Here is a 15,620-nt window from a genome sequence, read left to right on the forward strand (position 1 = left end):
ACGCCCAAGTCTAGTGGGCCTCGCCGGACTCCTCCTCCGGGCGTTCCACGCGCGGCTCGGGCCAAAAGGCGGCCATGAGCATGATCGGGGTGATCGCGGCGAACGGAGCCACCAGCAGGGCCGACAGAGCCCTCAGCATCAGGTCCACGCGCACCACGTCGCCGGCCTGCGCGCCGGCGAGCCTGTCCACGAAGCCGGACTCCCCGACCAGAAGCCCCACCTGCCACGCCGTCAGCGCGCACGCCAGCGACCCGATGAGCGGCACGGCGATGACCACCCACCCCTGCCGGTGGAGGATCACCCACCCGACGGCGCCGAGCACCAGCCCCACCGCCCCGGTGATGAAGGTGAACGCCACGTCCGCCGCGACGATGCTCGTGTGCGCCCGCTCGTTGATGACGGCGGTCATGTCGTCGTTGATGGTGTAGGCGGGCAGGGGCGCGAGCCAGGACCAGAGCAGCCCGGCCACCACGCCGAGGGCAACGGAGGCCAGCAGGTACAGCGCCACCCGCCACGCCGTCGAGTCCCACAGCTCGGTGAGCTGGCCCTTCCGGGAGATGATGAGCACGTCGTCGGACATCAGTCCTGCCTCCCGACCCCGACGCAGCTGGGCCCGAGCACGGCCTTGAGGTCCGCGAACAGCGCGGACGTGAGCTCCACGCGGAACCCGTCGCCCAGTCTGAAGGTCTTCACCTGGTCCCCCGTCCGCAGTTGGAGGTGCACCTCCGCCGAGCCCGGATACTGGGCCAGGATCTCCTTGATCCGGCTGACCACCCCGGGCGTGCAGCGCACGGCCGGCAGGGTCAACGCCAGCGGGCCCGCGTTGCCCTCGGCGCTCATGTGCGGCGCGACGACGCTCTGGGCGCGCATCCGGCCGCGATCCTCGCCGGCCTCGACGGTGCCCTCGATCGAGACGATCGTGTCCGGCGCGAGGAGCGTGGCCACCTGGTCGTAGACCCGCGGGAAGACCGTGACCTCGATGGAGCTGGTCAGGTCCTCGAGGACCACCAGCGCCCAGATGTTGCCGGCCTTGTTCACGCGCCGGTTGACGCTGGTGATCAGGCCGCACAGCTTGGTCGGCCCCCGGTATCCGTCCCCCGCCGTCGCGGCGGCGATCGGCCGCTCGCTGTGGGTCTGCAGGACGTGCTCGAGGCCGTTGAGCGGATGGTCGGAGACGTAGAGCCCGAGCATCTCGCGCTCGAACGCGAGCTTGGTCCGCCGGTCCCACTCGTCGACCTGCGGGACCTGATCGTGGGGGGTGGCGCCGCCCGCGACCTCGGCGGTGTCGAAGCCGAAGTCGAAGCCGTCCTGCCCGTTCTCGGCGTTGCGCTTGACGTCGATGATCGAGTCCACGGCGGTCTCGAAGATGCCCATGAGCGCCCGGCGTGTGTGGCCGAGCTCGTCGAAGGCCCCGGACTTGATCAGCGACTCGATGACGCGCTTGTTGCACATGAGCAGCGGGGACTTGTCCAGGAAGTCGTGGAAGTCCGTGGCCGGTCCCTTGCGGTTGCGCTCCGCGATCCAGGCGCTGACCACCTTGTCGCCGACGTTGCGCACCGCGCCCAGGCCGAACCGGATGTGGTCCCCGACAGGGGTGAAGGCGGTCTCGGAGGAGTTGACGTCCGGCGGGAGAACCTGGATGCCCATGCGGCGGCACTCGGCCAGGTACAGGCCCGACTTGTCCTTGTCGTCGCGGACCGACTGGAGCAGCGCGGCCATGTACTCCACCGGGTACTTCGCCTTGAGGTAGGCCGTCCAGTAGGAGATGACGCCGTAGGCGGCGGTGTGGGCCTTGTTGAAGGCGTAGTCGGAGAAGGGGACGAGGATCTCCCACAGCGCCTTGACCGCGGCGTCGGAGTAGCCGTTGGCCCGCATGCCCTCGGAGAACGGGACGAACTCGGCGTCCAGCACCTCCTTCTTCTTCTTGCCCATGGCACGCCGGAGGAGGTCCGCCTTGCCCAGCGAGTAGCCGGCGACGCGCTGGGCGATCTGCTGCACCTGCTCCTGGTAGACGATCAGCCCGTAGGTGGTCGACAGGATGTCGGCGAGCGGCTCCTCCAGCTCGGGGTGGATCGGCACGATCTCCTGGGCGCCGGTCTTGCGCAGCGCGTAGTTGGTGTGGGACTGGGCGCCCATCGGGCCTGGGCGGTAGAGGGCGAGGGCCGCGGAGATGTCCTCGAAGTTGTCGGGCTGCATCAGGCGCAGCAGCGTGCGCATGCCGCCGCCGTCGAGCTGGAAGATGCCCAGGGTGTCGCCGCTGGCCAGCAGGTCGTAGGCGGCCTTGTCGGTCATGTCGTCGACGAGCGCGTCGAGGTCCAGGTCGAAGCCCTGGTTGAGCTTGATGTTGCGCACCGCGTCGTCGAGGACCGTGAGGTTGCGCAGCCCCAGGAAGTCCATCTTGATCAGGCCGAGCGACTCGCAACCCGGGTAGTCGAACTGGGTGATGATTGCGCCGTCGGCCTCGCGCTTCATCAGGGGGATGATGTCGATGAGCGGATCGGAGCTCATGATCACGCCGGCGGCGTGCACGCCCCACTGACGCTTGAGGCCCTCGAGGCCCTTGGCGGTGTCGACGACGGTGCGCACGTCCGGGGAGCTCTGGTAGAGCTCGCGGAACTCGTTGCCCTCGTTGTAGCGCTTGTGGTTCTCGTCGAACAGGTCCGCCAGCGGCACGCCCTTGCCCATCACGTCCGGCGGCATCGCCTTGGTGATCTGCTCGCCGATGGCGAACGGCATGTCGAGGACGCGGGCGGCGTCCTTGACCGCGGCCTTCGCCTTGATCGAGCCGTAGGTGATGATCTGGGCGACCTTGTCGTTGCCGTACTTCTCGGAGACGTAGGCGATCACCTCGGCGCGGCGGCGATCGTCGAAGTCGATGTCGAAGTCGGGCATGGACACGCGCTCGGGATTGAGGAACCGCTCGAACAGCAGCCCGTGCTGCAGCGGGCAGAGGTCCGTGATGCGCAGGGCGTAGGCGCAGATGGAGCCCGCGCCGGAGCCTCGGCCGGGGCCCACGCGGATCCCGTTCTTCTTGGCCCAGTTGATGAAGTCCGCCACCACGAGGAAGTAGCCGGTGAAGCCCATCGCGGCGATGATGCCCGTCTCGAACTCGGCTCGCTCGCGCACCTCGGCTGAGATCTGGCCGCGGTAGCGCTCGTGCAGGCCGCGCTCCACCTCCTTGTGGAACCAGGAGTCCTCGGTCTCGCCCTCGGGAACCGGATACTTCGGCATGTAGGTGCCGGAGCCCTCGTCGAAGGAGGTCTCGATGCGTTCGGCGATGGCCAGCGTGTTGTCGCAGGCCTCGGGGAGCTCGTGGAACAGGGCCCGCATCTCCGCGGGCGACTTCATGTAGTAGCCGTTGCCGTCGAACTTGAACCGGTCGGTCTGCGCCTTCCGGGACCCGGCCGAGACGCACAGCAGCGTGTCGTGGGCGTCGGCGTCGTCGGCGTGGACGTAGTGCGAGTCGTTGGTGGCCACCAGCGGAAGCCTGAGGTCCTTGGCCAGCCGCAGCAGGTCGTGGCGGACGCGCGTCTCGATCTCCAGGCCGTGGTCCATCAGCTCGACGTAGAAGTTGCCCTCGCCGAAGATGTCGCGGAACTCCGCGGCGGTGGCGACGGCATTGTCGTACTGGCCCAGCCGCAGGAACGTCTGCACCTCGCCGGACGGGCAGCCGGTGGTGGCGATGAGGCCCGTGCCGTACTCGTGGAGCAGCTCCCGGTCCGCGCGCGGCTTGTAGAAGAAGCCCTCCAGCGAGCTGCGGGTGCTCAGCCGGAACAGGTTGTGCATGCCCTCGGGGGTGGCGGCCCACATGGTCATGTGGGTGTAGGCGCCCTTGGAGGCCACGTCGTCGCCGGTGCCGTCGCCGAACTGGACCCGCTTGCGCTCGGAGCGGTGGGTGCGGGGCGTGAGGTACGCCTCGAGGCCGATGATCGGCTTGACCTTGAAGTTCTTCGACGCCTTGTAGAACTCGTACGCGCCGAACAGGTTGCCGTGGTCCGTGATGGCCAGGGCCGTCATGCCCAGCTTCTCCGCCTGGCTGAACATGTCCTTGACGCGGGCGGCGCCGTCGAGCATGGAGAATTCGCTGTGGTTGTGGAGGTGAACGAAGCTCTCGGCCATCACACATCTCCTCCATCTGCCAACCGGGCGGCGGCTCCCCACCATACCCGCCCTTGCGCCGCGACGCCCCGCACGCTGGGGCGCGTCGCGGAGGGGTCAGGCGGTGGCGGCCGGCTCGTCGAGCCAGGTGAGGTGGGAGCCGTCCTCTACGATGTGGTGCGCGAGCTCCGCGTTGAACTCGGCGCCGTAGTCCGCCGTGATGTGTGCCTCGAACGCGGCGTCGTCGCGGTACTGCTCGAACACGAACCAGCGACGGGGATGCTCTTCCCGGGTGAACGGCAGGAACATCACGTTGCCCGGCTCGCGGCGGACCTTCTCTGTCAGGCCCGCCATCAGCTCCGCCACCCGGTCCTCGTGCCCGGGCAGCGCGGTGAACTCGGCGAAGAGTGTCTTCATGGCAGACACCCTACGCCGAGGCTCCGGCCGCGTCAGACGAGGAGTTGACGGACCTCCGGGCCGATCGGGCGGGGCAGCTTCGAGGAGCCGCTGAGGTGCGCGTCGACGCCCTGCGCGCAGGACCGGCCCTCGGCGATCGCCCAGACGATCAGGGACTGCCCACGGCCCGCGTCGCCGCACACGAACACGTGCTCGACGCTGGTGCGGTACTGGTCGTCGCGCACGATGTTGCCGCGCGGGTCGAGCTCCAAGCCCAGCTCCTCCACCAGGCCGGCCTGCTGCGGACCGGTGAAGCCCATCGCGAGCAGGACGAGCTGCGCGGGGATGTGCCGCTCGGTGCCCTCGACGGGCACGAAGCGCCCCGCCTCGAAGCGGACCTCGACGATGTCGAGGCCGGCCACGCGACCCTCGTCGTCGCCCACGAACCGGTTGGTGGAGACGGCGTAGACGCGGTCCCCGCCCTCCTCGTGCGCGGAGGTGATCTTGAACGTCATCGGGTAGGTGGGCCACGGCTGCCCCGCGGGGCGGTCCTCGGGGGGCATCGGCAGGATCTCGAGCTGCGTGATGGACCGGGCCCCCTGACGGGTCGAGGTGCCGAGGCAGTCGGCGCCGGTGTCTCCGCCGCCGATGATCACCACGTCCTTGCCCTCGGCGGTGATCTGGTCCGGCACCTCCTCGCCGACGGCGCGGCGGTTGGCCTGGGGCAGGAACTCCATGGCCTGGTGGATCCCGGCGAGCTCGCGGCCCGGGACGGGAAGGTCGCGGGGCACCGTGGCGCCGATGGCCAGGACCACGGCCTCGTACCGGTCGAGGAGTTCCTTGCCCGTGATGTCGACGCCCACGTTGACGCCGGTCTTGAACTGCGTCCCCTCGAGCACCATCTGCTTGAGGCGGCGGTTGAGGACCGCCTTCTCCATCTTGAACTCGGGGATGCCGTAGCGCAGGAGGCCGCCGATGGCGTCCGCCCGCTCGTAGACGACGACGGTGTGCCCGGCGCGCGTCAGCTGCTGCGCCGCGGCGAGGCCGGCGGGGCCGGAGCCCACCACGGCCACGGTCTTGGCGGTGTGCCACTCGGGCTGCTGCGGGGTGACCCGGGAGTCCTCCCAGGCCTTGTCGATGATGGCCACCTCGACGTTCTTGATGGTCACCGCGTCCATGTTGATGGCCACCACGCAGGCGGTCTCGCAGGGCGCCGGGCACAGCCGGCCGGTGAACTCGGGGAAGTTGTTGGTGGCGTGCAGCCGGTCGAGCGCGGCCTGCCACTCGTCGCGCCACACCAGGTCGTTCCACTCGGGGATGAGGTTGCCCAGCGGGCACCCGTTGTGGCAGAAGGGGATGCCGCAGTCCATGCAGCGCCCGGCCTGCTCCGAGATGATCGGCAGGAGCGCCTTGCCCGGGCTGCCCGGGTAGACCTCCTTCCAGTCATGGATGCGTTCCTCCACGGGGCGGCGGGCGGCCACCTGACGGGGTGTGGTCATGAAACCCTTGGGATCAGCCATGAGCGGCCTCCATCATCAGCTTGGTGGTTTCCTCTTCCGAGAGCCCGTCGGCGACGGACCGGGCCTGGACGGCCATGATGCGGGCGAAGTCACGCGGCTGCACCTTCGTGAAGCGGAGCCGCAGCTCGTCGTCGCCCAGCTGGAGCAGCTCGTCGGCCACCAGCGAACCGGTCTCGGCCCGGTGCTCGCCCATCAGCTCCCTGACCCGGGCCACGTCAGCGTCGCTGAGCTCGACGGGGTCCACGAGCTCAGTGTTGAGCCGAAGCGGGTTGAGGTCCAGCACCCACGCCACGCCGCCGGACATGCCCGCGGCGAAGTTGCGGCCGGTGGGTCCGAGGACCAGCACCTCACCGCCGGTCATGTACTCGCAGCCGTGGTCCCCCACGCCCTCGACGACCGCCGTGGCGCCCGAGTTGCGCACGCAGAACCGCTCGCCCACGAGGCCGCGGAGGAACATCGACCCGGATGTCGCGCCGTAGCCGATGACGTTGCCGGCGACGATCTGCTCGGAGGGATCGAAGCGGACGCCCGCCGGCGGGGTGACCACGAGCCGACCACCCGAGAGCCCCTTGCCGAAGTAGTCGTTCGAGTCTCCGATGAGCCGCAGCGTGATGCCGCGGGGCAGGAACGCCCCGAAGCTCTGGCCCCCGGTGCCGGTGAGGGTGAACTCGATCGTGCCGGGCGCCAGGCCCAGCCCGTCGGTGGCCTTGGTGACCTCGTGGCCGAGCATGGTGCCGACGGTGCGGTCCACGTTGCGCACGGTCAGGGAGTGGCGCACCTGCTCCCCCCGGGCCAGGGCCGGCTCGGCGAGCCGGATGAGCTCGACGTCCAGCTTGGCGTCCAGGCCGTGGTCCTGCTTCGTGGAGCAGTGCCGCTGCGAGCCGGCCGGCACGTCGATCTGGGTGAGGATGGGCGAGAGGTTGAGCCCGTGGGTCTTCCAGTGGCCCACGGCCTTGGCCACGTCCAGCAGGTCGGCGCGGCCCACGGCCTCGTCGATGGAGCGCAGCCCCAGGGAGGCGAGCAGCTCGCGCACCTCCTGGGCCATGAACATGAAGAAGTTGACCACGTGGTCCGGGTCGCCGTGGAACTTGCCGCGCAGCTCGGGGTTCTGCGTGGCCACGCCCACCGGGCAGGTGTCCTTGTGGCACACGCGCATCATCACGCAGCCGGACACCACCAGGGGTGCGGTGGCGAAGCCGAACTCCTCGGCGCCCAGCAGGGCGGCGACGACCACGTCGCGACCGGTCTTGAGCTGGCCGTCGCACTGGACGACGATGCGGTCCCGCAGCCCGTTGAGCAGCAGGGTCTGCTGGGTCTCGGCGAGGCCGAGCTCCCACGGCGCGCCCGCGTGCTTGAGCGAGGTGAGCGGGGCGGCGCCCGTCCCGCCGTCGTGGCCGGAGATGAGGACCACGTCCGCCTTGGCCTTGCTGACGCCCGCGGCGACGGTGCCCACGCCGATCTCGGAGACCAGCTTCACGTGCACCCGGGCCGAGGGGTTGGCGCACTTGAGGTCGTGGATGAGCTGCTTGAGGTCCTCGATCGAGTAGATGTCGTGGTGCGGCGGCGGGGAGATGAGGCCCACGCCGGGGGTGGAGTGACGCGTCTTGGCCACCCACGGGTACACCTTCGGGCCGGGCAGCTGACCGCCCTCGCCGGGCTTGGCGCCCTGCGCCATCTTGATCTGGATGTCGTCGGCGTAGGTGAGGTACTCCGACGTGACGCCGAAGCGCCCCGAGGCCACCTGCTTGATGGCGGAGCGGCGCGCCGGGTCGTGCAGGCGCTCCGGGTCCTCGCCGCCCTCACCGGTGTTGGACTTGCCGCCGATGCGGTTCATCGCCACCGCGAGGGTCTGGTGGGCCTCCATGGAGATCGAGCCGTAGCTCATGGCGCCCGTGGAGAACCGCTTGACGATGCTCTCGACCGGCTCCACCTCGTCGATGCTGATGGGCTCGGCGGGCTTGAAGTCCATGAGCGAGCGCAGCGTCATGATCCTCGACGAGTTGTCGTTGACCAGCGAGGTGTAGCGCTTGAACATGGTGTAGTCGCCGGTGGAGGTGGCGTGCTGGAGGCGGAACACCGTCTCTGGATCGAACAGGTGCGGCTCGCCCTCGCGGCGCCACTGGTACTCCCCGCCCACCAGGAGGTTGCGGTGCGCCAGGGGGATGCCGTCGCTGGGGTAGGCGGTGGTGTGGCGGGCCTTGATCTCATCGGCCAGCTGGCCGAGGCCGAGGCCGCCGAGCCGGCTGGTGGTGCCGGTGAAGTAGCGGTCCACCACCTCCTGGCTCAACCCGACGCACTCGAAGATCTGGGCGCCGGTGTAGGAGGCGATGGTGGAGACGCCCATCTTGCTCATCACCTTGAGCACGCCCTTCGACAGCGCCTTGGCGACGTTGGCGATGGCCTTCTCGGCGGACACGTCGACGTACATCTCGCGCCGCGCCAGGTCCTCGGCGGACTCGAACACGAGGTATGGGTTGATCGCCGCCGCGCCGAAGCCGATGAGCAGCGCCATGTGGTGGACCTCGCGCACGTCGCCGGCCTCGACCACGAGGCCCACCTGGGTGCGGGTCTTCTCCCTGACCAGGTGGTGGTGCACCGCGGCGGTCAGCAGCAGCGACGGGATGGGCGCGAGTTCGGCGGTGGAGTGCCGGTCCGACAGGACGATCGCCCGGGCGCCGCCGCGGATGGCGGCCGACACCTCCTGGCAGATCTCGTCGATCTTCTTCTCCAGCGCGCGTCCGCCACCTGCCACCTTGTAGAGGCCCCGCACCACGTGCGTGCCGTAGCCGGGCAGGTCGCCGTCCTGGTTGAGGCGCACGATCTTGGCCAGCTGCTCCGAGTCCAGGATGGGCCGGTTCATGGTGATCTGGCGGGCCGCCTCCGCTGTGGGCTCCAGCAGGTTGCGCTCGGGGCCGATCTTGGTGGTCAGCGAGGTCACGAGCTCCTCACGGATGGCGTCCAGCGGCGGGTTGGTCACCTGCGCGAACAGCTGCTTGAAGTAGTCGAAGATCAGGCGCGGGCGGCTGCTGAGGACCGCGATCGGCGAGTCGGTGCCCATCGAGCCGATGGGCTCGGTGCCGGTGTTGGCCATGGGCGCGACGATGAGCCGCAGCTCCTCCTCGGTGTAGCCGAACACCTGCTGGCGCCGGATCACGGAGGCGTGCGAGTGCACGATGTGCGCCCGGCCGGGCAGCCGGTCGAGCTCGATCTTGTTCTCCGCGACCCACTGGCCGTACGGGTGCTCCGCGGCGAGCGCGCCCTTGACCTCGTCGTCGGACTCGATGGTGTGCTTCTCGAGGTCGAGCAGCAGCATGCGGCCCGGCTGGAGGCGACCCTTGCGGACCACGTCGCCCGCCTCGATCGGCAGGACGCCGGCCTCGGAGGCGAACACCACCAGGCCGTCCGCGGTCTCCCAGAAGCGCCCCGGGCGCAGCCCGTTGCGGTCCAGGCAGCCGCCGATGATGGTGCCGTCGGTGAAGGTCATGCAGGCGGGGCCGTCCCACGGCTCCATGATCATCGAGTGGTACTCGTAGAAGGCGCGGCGCTGGGGGTCCATCTCCGCGTGCCCCTCCCACGCCTCGGGGATCATCATCAGCACGGCATGGGGCAGGGAGCGCCCGCCGAGGTGCAGGAGCTCCAGCACCTCGTCGAAGGAGGCCGAGTCCGAGCCGTCGGGGGTGCAGATCGGGAAGAGCTTGTCGAGGTTGCCCGGGAGCTTGTCCGAGGTGAGCAGGGCCTCGCGGGCGCGCATCCAGTTGCGGTTGCCGCGCACGGTGTTGATCTCGCCGTTGTGCGCGATCATCCGGTACGGGTGCGCCAGCTCCCACGCGGGGAACGTGTTGGTGGAGAAGCGGGAGTGCACCAGCGCCAGGGCGGACTCCACCCGGTCGTCGTGGAGCTCGGGGAAGACCTCCTCGAGCTGGGCCGTGGTGAGCATGCCCTTGTAGACCAGCGTCCGCGACGACAGCGACGAGAAGTACAGGCCCGCCTCGTGCTGGGCGCGGCGGCGCAGCACGTAGGTGTGGCGGTCGAGGTCGATGCCGGTCTGGCCCTCGCGCCCGGCGACGATCAGGTGCTCGAAGTGCGGCATGGCGCCGATCGAGATGGGCGACAGGGTGCCGGTCTCGACGGGCACCTCGCGCCAGGCGATGACGTCGAGTTCCACCTCGTCGGCGATGGCCTCGACGGCGGCCTTCACCTCGGCGCGCCCCTGCCCGTCGACGGGGAGGAACGCCATGCCGACGGCGTACTCGCCGGCCTCGGGGAGCCGGGCGTCGACGACTGAGCGCAGGAAGCGGTCCGGGACCTGGATGAGGATGCCCGCGCCGTCACCGGCCGCCTCGTCGGCGCCGGTGGCGCCGCGGTGGTCCAGGTTGCGCAGCGCCTCGAGCCCCTGCTCGACGATCTGGTGCCGGGGCACGCCGTCGAGGTGTGCGACGAAGGCGACACCGCAGGCGTCATGCTCGTAGGCCGGGTCGTACAGACCCACCTTCTCGCGGTGCGGGAACACGCTCTGAGCCATCTACTGGTCCTCTCGAAGTCAGTTAAGGACGTGCCGCGGCGGGGCCGTAGCGAGGAAACAGTATGCGGCCGGGTTTCTCGTAGCAACCGAGGTCCACGTCCGTAGGGAGAGCGTAAGACAATCGTTACTTGGCTGTTACATCAGGCCAGCACGGTGTTGGAGCCGTTCTGACGCACGGTGAGGGTGCCGGCGTCGAGGTCGACGAGGAACTCCGCCTCGGCCCCCGCGGCACGGCAGCGGTAGGTCAGGGCGGCGTTCTCGCGGTGCAGCACCTCCAGCGTCGCGGTGGCCAGCCAGGGGTTGCGGCGGCGGAACGCGATGGCCGCCTGGTAGGCGCGGTGCAGGGGCTCCCCCAGCGGCGACAGCTCGGCCGGCGTCGCGGGCAGGGGCGGCCTGACCTCGTCGTCGCCGTGCCAGGCCTCGGTCTTTGTGCCGGTGAAGCCCTGCTCGTCGCCGTAGTAGACGCTGGGCATGCCGGGCAGGGTCATGAGGATCCGGGCGGCCAGGGCGGCCCGCCCGGCGCCGAGCGTGGTGGCGATCCGGGTGACGTCGTGGTTGCCGATGAACGTCTGCGGCAGGAAGCTCCGGCAGAACTCGCCGTGCCGCCCCAGGGCGTGGGCGAGCTCCCAGAGGTTCGTGTCCTTGAGCGAGCTCCAGAGGGCCTTCCACAGCTCGTACTGGGTCAGCGAGTCCAGCGTCGACTCCTCGATGAAGCCGGCGTAGTCGCCGTGGATCACCTCGCCGAGCAGCACCGCGTCCGGGAACTCGGCCCGGACCCTGGCGGCGGCGTCGCGCCAGAACCGGGTGGGCACGGCGTAGGCCACGTCGAGCCGCCAGCCGGCGATCCCCCGGCGAAGCCAGTGCAGCATCGCGTCGGAGACGAGGTCGAGGACGGCGGGGTTGTCGTGGTCGAGCTCCACGAGCGAGTCGTGGCCCTCCCAGCCCCTCGGGTGCCCGTCCTGGTGACGGATCAGCTCCGGGCGCTCCGTGACCATCCGGTGTTCGCGGGCGACGTGGTTGAACACGCCGTCGAGCATCACGTTGATCCCGCGGGCCCGGGCCCCCGCGACGAGGCGGTCGAAGTCGGCGTCGTCGCCCAGGCGCGGATCGATGCGGAAGTGGTCCAGGGTGTCGTAGCCGTGCGAGACGGACTCGAACACCGGCCCGAGCAGCAGCCCGTTGCAGCCCAGCTCGACTAGGTAGTCCAGCCATCCCTCGAGCATGGTGAGCCGGTGGGCGGGACTGCCGTGGTCCCCGCGGATCGGCGCCCCGACGGCGCCCAGCGGGTAGACCTGCCACCAGATCGCGTGCTCCATCATGCCCATGGGGATTCTCCTCGTCCGATCAGCGGTCACCACCGCGCCCCAGGCTACTCCCGGGCCTGTCAGGCCGCGATCAGGCGCTCGAAGTCGTCTTTGAGCTCGCCGGCCGACAGGCCGTTCCAGACCACCCTCAGCAGGCGGTCCTCGCCGAAGCCGAGGACGTAGGTGCCGTGGTCCACCTCGTAGCCGCCAGAAGGCAGCTGCCTGCCCTCCGCGATGTCGATGCCCAGGGTCATCGCCGCGGGCACGATGTCCTCCAGCGGGCCGGTGAGCCCCACGAACGAGTCGTCAACCCGGGACAGGTAGGTCTTCAGCACCTCGGGAGTGTCCCGCGCAGGGTCGGTGGTCACCACCACGAGCGTGATGTCGTCGACGAGGTCCTCGGGGAGCCGACGCCGGGCGGTGGCCATGTCGGCCATGATGCCCGGGCACACGTCGGGGCAGTTGGTGTAGCCGAAGAACAGCGCCACCGCGCGCGTGGTGGGCCCGGTGGCCAGGTTGTAGGGCTGGCCGTTGTGGTCCGTGAGGGTGACGTCGGGCAGGGGGTTGCCGCCCTCGGCGAGGTGCGTGCCGTGCCACCCCTCCTGCCCGGTGTCGACGCTGGCGGCCGGACCGTCGTCCGCGGGCGCGCAGCCGGCCAGCAGCGCCAGGGCGCCGCCGCCCAGCACGACGCGCCGTGGGATCACCGGCGCGCCCTCTCCACGCCGTCGGCCAGCTCCGTGGCGAGCCTGCGCAGCCTGGCGAGGTCCGTCTGCAGGTCCAGCCCGTCGGAGTCGAGGCACTTGAGCAGGGCGGAACCCACGATCACGAGGTCCGCGTAGCTGCCCACCTCGGCGGCCTGGTCCCCGTTGGAGACGCCCAGCCCGATGCCGACGGGCAGCCCGGGGTCAACCGCGCGCGCCCGGGCGGTGATGACAGGGGCGGCGTCGGAGGTGGCCGCTCGGGCGCCGGTGACGCCCATCACACTGGAGGCGTACACCCAGCCGCGACACCGGGCCATCGTGAGGCCGATCCGGTCCTCCGTCGACGACGGCGCGATGAGGAAGACCCGGTCCAGGCCGTACTTGTCCGTGGCCGCCAGCCACTCCGGGCAGTCGTCCGGCGGCAGGTCAGGGGTGATCGCGCCGGCGCCCCCGGCCGCCGCGAGGTCCCGGGCGAACGCGTCGGGGCCGTAGGCCTCGATGAGGTTCCAGTAGGTCATCACCATGGGGGCGGCCGTGGTCTGTGCCACCGCCTCGACGGCGAGGAACGCGTCCCTCGTGCGGACCCCGCGGGCGCGGGCCTTGGCAGTGGCGTGCTGGATGACCAGCCCGTCCATCAAAGGATCGGAGTACGGCATGCCGATCTCGACGATGTCCACGCCGCGACCCTCCACGCCCTCGGTGATCGCCTTGAGCGCGGAGATCGAGTCCGCGACACTCGGGTACCCCACGGGCAGGTACCCCACCAGCGCCGGGCGCCCTGAGTCCAGCGCCTTGGCGACCACCTGTCCGGTGATCCCCAGCCTCGACGCGTCGGTGAACTGGCTCATTCCATGCCCCCGACCGTCTTGTCCGGCACGCCGGTCAGCCCGAAGTACTCGACGGCGGTGGCCACGTCCTTGTCCCCTCGCCCGGACAGGCACACCAGGATGGTGGGCCGTGCCGTCGGGTCCTCGGCGGCGATCCGCAGGCCGAGGCGGCGCGCGCCGGCCAGCGCGTGGGCGGACTCGATGGCGGGGATGATTCCCTCTGTGCGGCTGAGCATCCTGAAGGCCTCCATGGCCTCGTCGTCGGTGACGCCCTCGTAGACGGCGCGCCCCGTGTCCGCAAGCCACGCGTGCTCGGGGCCGACGCCGGGGTAGTCCAGCCCGGCCGAGATCGAGTGCGACTCGATGGTCTGCCCGTCCTCGTCCTGCAGCACCATGGTGCGGGCGCCGTGCAGCACGCCCGGGGACCCCGCGACGATCGTGGCGGCGTGGCGGCCGGTGGCCACCCCCTCGCCCTCGGCCTCGAAGCCGTAGAGACGCACCGACTCGTCGGGGATGAAGTCGTAGAACATGCCGATGGCGTTGGAGCCGCCGCCGACGCAGGCCGCGACATAGTCGGGCAGCGCGCCGTGGTCCTCCAGCATCTGCCGGCGGGCCTCGGTGGAGATGATCCGCTGCAACTCGCGCACGAGCCAGGGGAACGGGTGGGGGCCGCCGACGGTGCCGATCAGGTAGTGCGTGGAGTCCACCGTGGTGACCCAGTCCCGCATGGCCTCGTTCATCGCATCCTTGAGGGTGCGTGACCCGGCCGCCACCGCGTACACCTCGGCGCCCAGCAGCTGCATGCGCGCCACGTTGAGGGCCTGGCGTTTCGTGTCCACCTCACCCATGTAGACCCGGCACTCGAGGCCCAGCAGGGCGGCCGCCGTGGCCGTGGCCACGCCGTGCTGCCCGGCGCCGGTCTCCGCGATGACCCGGGTCTTGCCCATCCGCTTGGTGAGCAGCGCCTGGCCCAGCACGTTGTTGATCTTGTGCGCGCCGGTGTGGTTGAGGTCCTCGCGCTTGAGCAGGATGCGGGCGTTGCCGCACTCCCTGGAGTAGTTCTCCGCCACCGTGATGGGGGTGGGGCGCCCGGAGTAGTCCCGCTGGAGGCGGGCGAGCTCGGCCCGGTAGGCCGGATCCGCCTGGGCCTCCTCGAAGGCGAGGGTGAGTTCGGTGAGCGCCGCCTGCAGCGCCTCGGGGACGAACCGGCCGCCGAAGCGTCCGAAGTGGCCCTTCTCGTCCGGCACGCTCATGCGTCCTGCCTCTCTGCGGCGGACATGAAGTCCGCGATGGCTCGGGTGGGGTCGCCGTGCCTGACCAGCGCCTCCCCCACGAGGATGACGTCCGCCCCCTGGCGCGAGACCTTGGCCGCGTCGTCGGTGGTGAGGATCCCGGACTCCGCGACCCTCACGGCCCGCGCGCCGATGTGCCCGGACAGGGACCCGAAGGTGTCGAGGTCCACGTCGAGGGTCTTGAGGTTGCGGTTGTTGACCCCGATGAGGTCGAAGCCCAGGGCCAGCGCCCGGTCCACCTCGTCGAGGGTGTGGGTCTCGACGAGCGCCGTCATCCCGAGGTCCGCGGTGAGGGCGCCGAAGCGGGCGAGCTCCTCGTCGGTCAGGGCGGCGACGATGAGCAGGACCATGTCCGCCCCGTGGGCGCGGGCCTCGTGGAACTGGTACTCGTCCACCATGAAGTCCTTGCGGAGCACGGGCACCCGGACGGCGGCCCGGACGGCGTCCAGGTCCGCCAGGGTGCCGTTGAAGCGCCGCTGCTCGGTGAGGACCGAGATGGCGGCCGCTCCCCCCGCCTCGTAGGAGGCGGCCAGCGCCGCGGGGTCCGCGATGTGCGCCAGGTCACCCTTGGAGGGCGACTTGCGCTTGACCTCGGCGATCACCGCCAGCCGGTCCTCGCGGAACCGGGGCATGGGATCCATCGCGGGCTCCGCCTCCCGGGCGGCGCGCATCACGTCTGCCAGGGGGGCCTGTGCCCTCCGGTGGTCGAGGTCGAGCCGGACTCCGGCGATGATGTCGTCCAGGACGGTCACGGCTGGCCGTAGCCCATGGCCTTCATGACCATGGTGCCCAGCCCGGCGATCAGCAGCAGCGCCGCGCCGAAGATGACGAGCGCCCAGTTGGGGCCCAGCATCGCGCCGCCCGCGGTGATCACGGAGCCGACGGCGGCCGTGACCGATCCCGCCCATGCCGCGGGGCTCTTGCCGTGGTGGTAGTGCTTAGGGGTACGCGCCATGACCC

The 15,620-nt window shown here is 70.4% G+C and carries 11 protein-coding genes; all 11 read right to left on the reverse strand.

What is annotated here, in order from left to right; genetic code table 11:
- Positions 1-10: 10 nt before the first annotated feature.
- On the reverse strand, positions 11-580 hold the full coding sequence (locus tag ACZK5D_RS05660; RefSeq protein WP_458993905.1) for a hypothetical protein: 570 nt from the start codon (positions 578-580) through the stop codon (positions 11-13).
- A complete protein-coding gene (gene dnaE / locus ACZK5D_RS05665) occupies positions 580-4,119 on the reverse strand; it encodes a DNA polymerase III subunit alpha (RefSeq protein ID WP_463664588.1) in 3,540 nt (1,179 codons plus the stop codon). The genes ACZK5D_RS05660 and dnaE overlap by 1 nt, the downstream gene beginning before the upstream one ends.
- Positions 4,120-4,215: 96 nt before the next feature.
- Positions 4,216-4,515 carry a putative quinol monooxygenase gene (locus ACZK5D_RS05670; protein WP_463664589.1) on the reverse strand — a complete coding sequence of 100 codons (300 nt, stop codon included), beginning with the start codon at positions 4,513-4,515 and terminating at the stop codon, positions 4,216-4,218.
- A 32-nt stretch (positions 4,516-4,547) separates the two neighbouring features.
- The gene (gltD, locus tag ACZK5D_RS05675) at positions 4,548-6,014 is read right to left on the reverse strand and encodes a glutamate synthase subunit beta (RefSeq protein ID WP_463664590.1); all 1,467 of its coding nucleotides are present in this window, start codon (positions 6,012-6,014) and stop codon (positions 4,548-4,550) included.
- Positions 6,007-10,536, reverse strand: coding sequence for a glutamate synthase large subunit (gltB, locus tag ACZK5D_RS05680; RefSeq protein ID WP_458993901.1), 4,530 nt, complete (start codon positions 10,534-10,536; stop codon positions 6,007-6,009). Before gltB ends, gltD begins: the two co-directional genes overlap by 8 nt.
- Before the next feature lie 140 nt (positions 10,537-10,676).
- Positions 10,677-11,861: an alpha-amylase family protein gene (locus ACZK5D_RS05685; RefSeq protein WP_458993900.1), complete on the reverse strand. Its 1,185-nt coding sequence runs from the start codon at positions 11,859-11,861 to the stop codon at positions 10,677-10,679.
- A gap of 59 nt (positions 11,862-11,920) precedes the next feature.
- Positions 11,921-12,544, reverse strand: a complete 624-nt coding sequence (locus ACZK5D_RS05690; RefSeq protein WP_458993899.1) for an SCO family protein — start codon at positions 12,542-12,544, stop codon at positions 11,921-11,923.
- Positions 12,541-13,389: a tryptophan synthase subunit alpha gene (gene trpA / locus ACZK5D_RS05695; protein ID WP_463664591.1), complete on the reverse strand. Its 849-nt coding sequence runs from the start codon at positions 13,387-13,389 to the stop codon at positions 12,541-12,543. The genes ACZK5D_RS05690 and trpA overlap by 4 nt, the downstream gene beginning before the upstream one ends.
- Positions 13,386-14,621 carry a tryptophan synthase subunit beta gene (trpB, locus tag ACZK5D_RS05700; protein ID WP_463664592.1) on the reverse strand — a complete coding sequence of 412 codons (1,236 nt, stop codon included), beginning with the start codon at positions 14,619-14,621 and terminating at the stop codon, positions 13,386-13,388. The genes trpA and trpB overlap by 4 nt, the downstream gene beginning before the upstream one ends.
- Complete coding sequence (trpC, locus tag ACZK5D_RS05705) at positions 14,618-15,412, reverse strand: indole-3-glycerol phosphate synthase TrpC (RefSeq protein WP_463664593.1); 795 nt, start codon at positions 15,410-15,412, stop codon at positions 14,618-14,620. Before trpC ends, trpB begins: the two co-directional genes overlap by 4 nt.
- The gene (locus ACZK5D_RS05710; RefSeq protein ID WP_458993895.1) at positions 15,409-15,615 is read right to left on the reverse strand and encodes an HGxxPAAW family protein; all 207 of its coding nucleotides are present in this window, start codon (positions 15,613-15,615) and stop codon (positions 15,409-15,411) included. Before ACZK5D_RS05710 ends, trpC begins: the two co-directional genes overlap by 4 nt.
- Positions 15,616-15,620 lie beyond the last annotated feature (5 nt).

The sequence above is a fragment of the Tessaracoccus yangjingae genome (assembly GCF_055326235.1).

Bases quoted from the DNA above. Each gene is read 5' to 3' on its own strand.
- dnaE (WP_463664588.1), bottom strand. From the start codon at position 4,119: ATGGCCGAGAGCTTCGTTCACCTCCACAACCACAGCGAATTCTCCATG.
- ACZK5D_RS05670 (WP_463664589.1), bottom strand. From the start codon at position 4,515: ATGAAGACACTCTTCGCCGAGTTCACCGCGCTGCCCGGGCACGAGGAC.
- trpA (WP_463664591.1), bottom strand. From the start codon at position 13,389: ATGAGCCAGTTCACCGACGCGTCGAGGCTGGGGATCACCGGACAGGTG.
- gltB (WP_458993901.1), bottom strand. From the start codon at position 10,536: ATGGCTCAGAGCGTGTTCCCGCACCGCGAGAAGGTGGGTCTGTACGAC.
- trpB (WP_463664592.1), bottom strand. From the start codon at position 14,621: ATGAGCGTGCCGGACGAGAAGGGCCACTTCGGACGCTTCGGCGGCCGG.
- gltD (WP_463664590.1), bottom strand. From the start codon at position 6,014: ATGGCTGATCCCAAGGGTTTCATGACCACACCCCGTCAGGTGGCCGCC.
- ACZK5D_RS05710 (WP_458993895.1), bottom strand. From the start codon at position 15,615: ATGGCGCGTACCCCTAAGCACTACCACCACGGCAAGAGCCCCGCGGCA.
- ACZK5D_RS05685 (WP_458993900.1), bottom strand. From the start codon at position 11,861: ATGGGCATGATGGAGCACGCGATCTGGTGGCAGGTCTACCCGCTGGGC.
- ACZK5D_RS05660 (WP_458993905.1), bottom strand. From the start codon at position 580: ATGTCCGACGACGTGCTCATCATCTCCCGGAAGGGCCAGCTCACCGAG.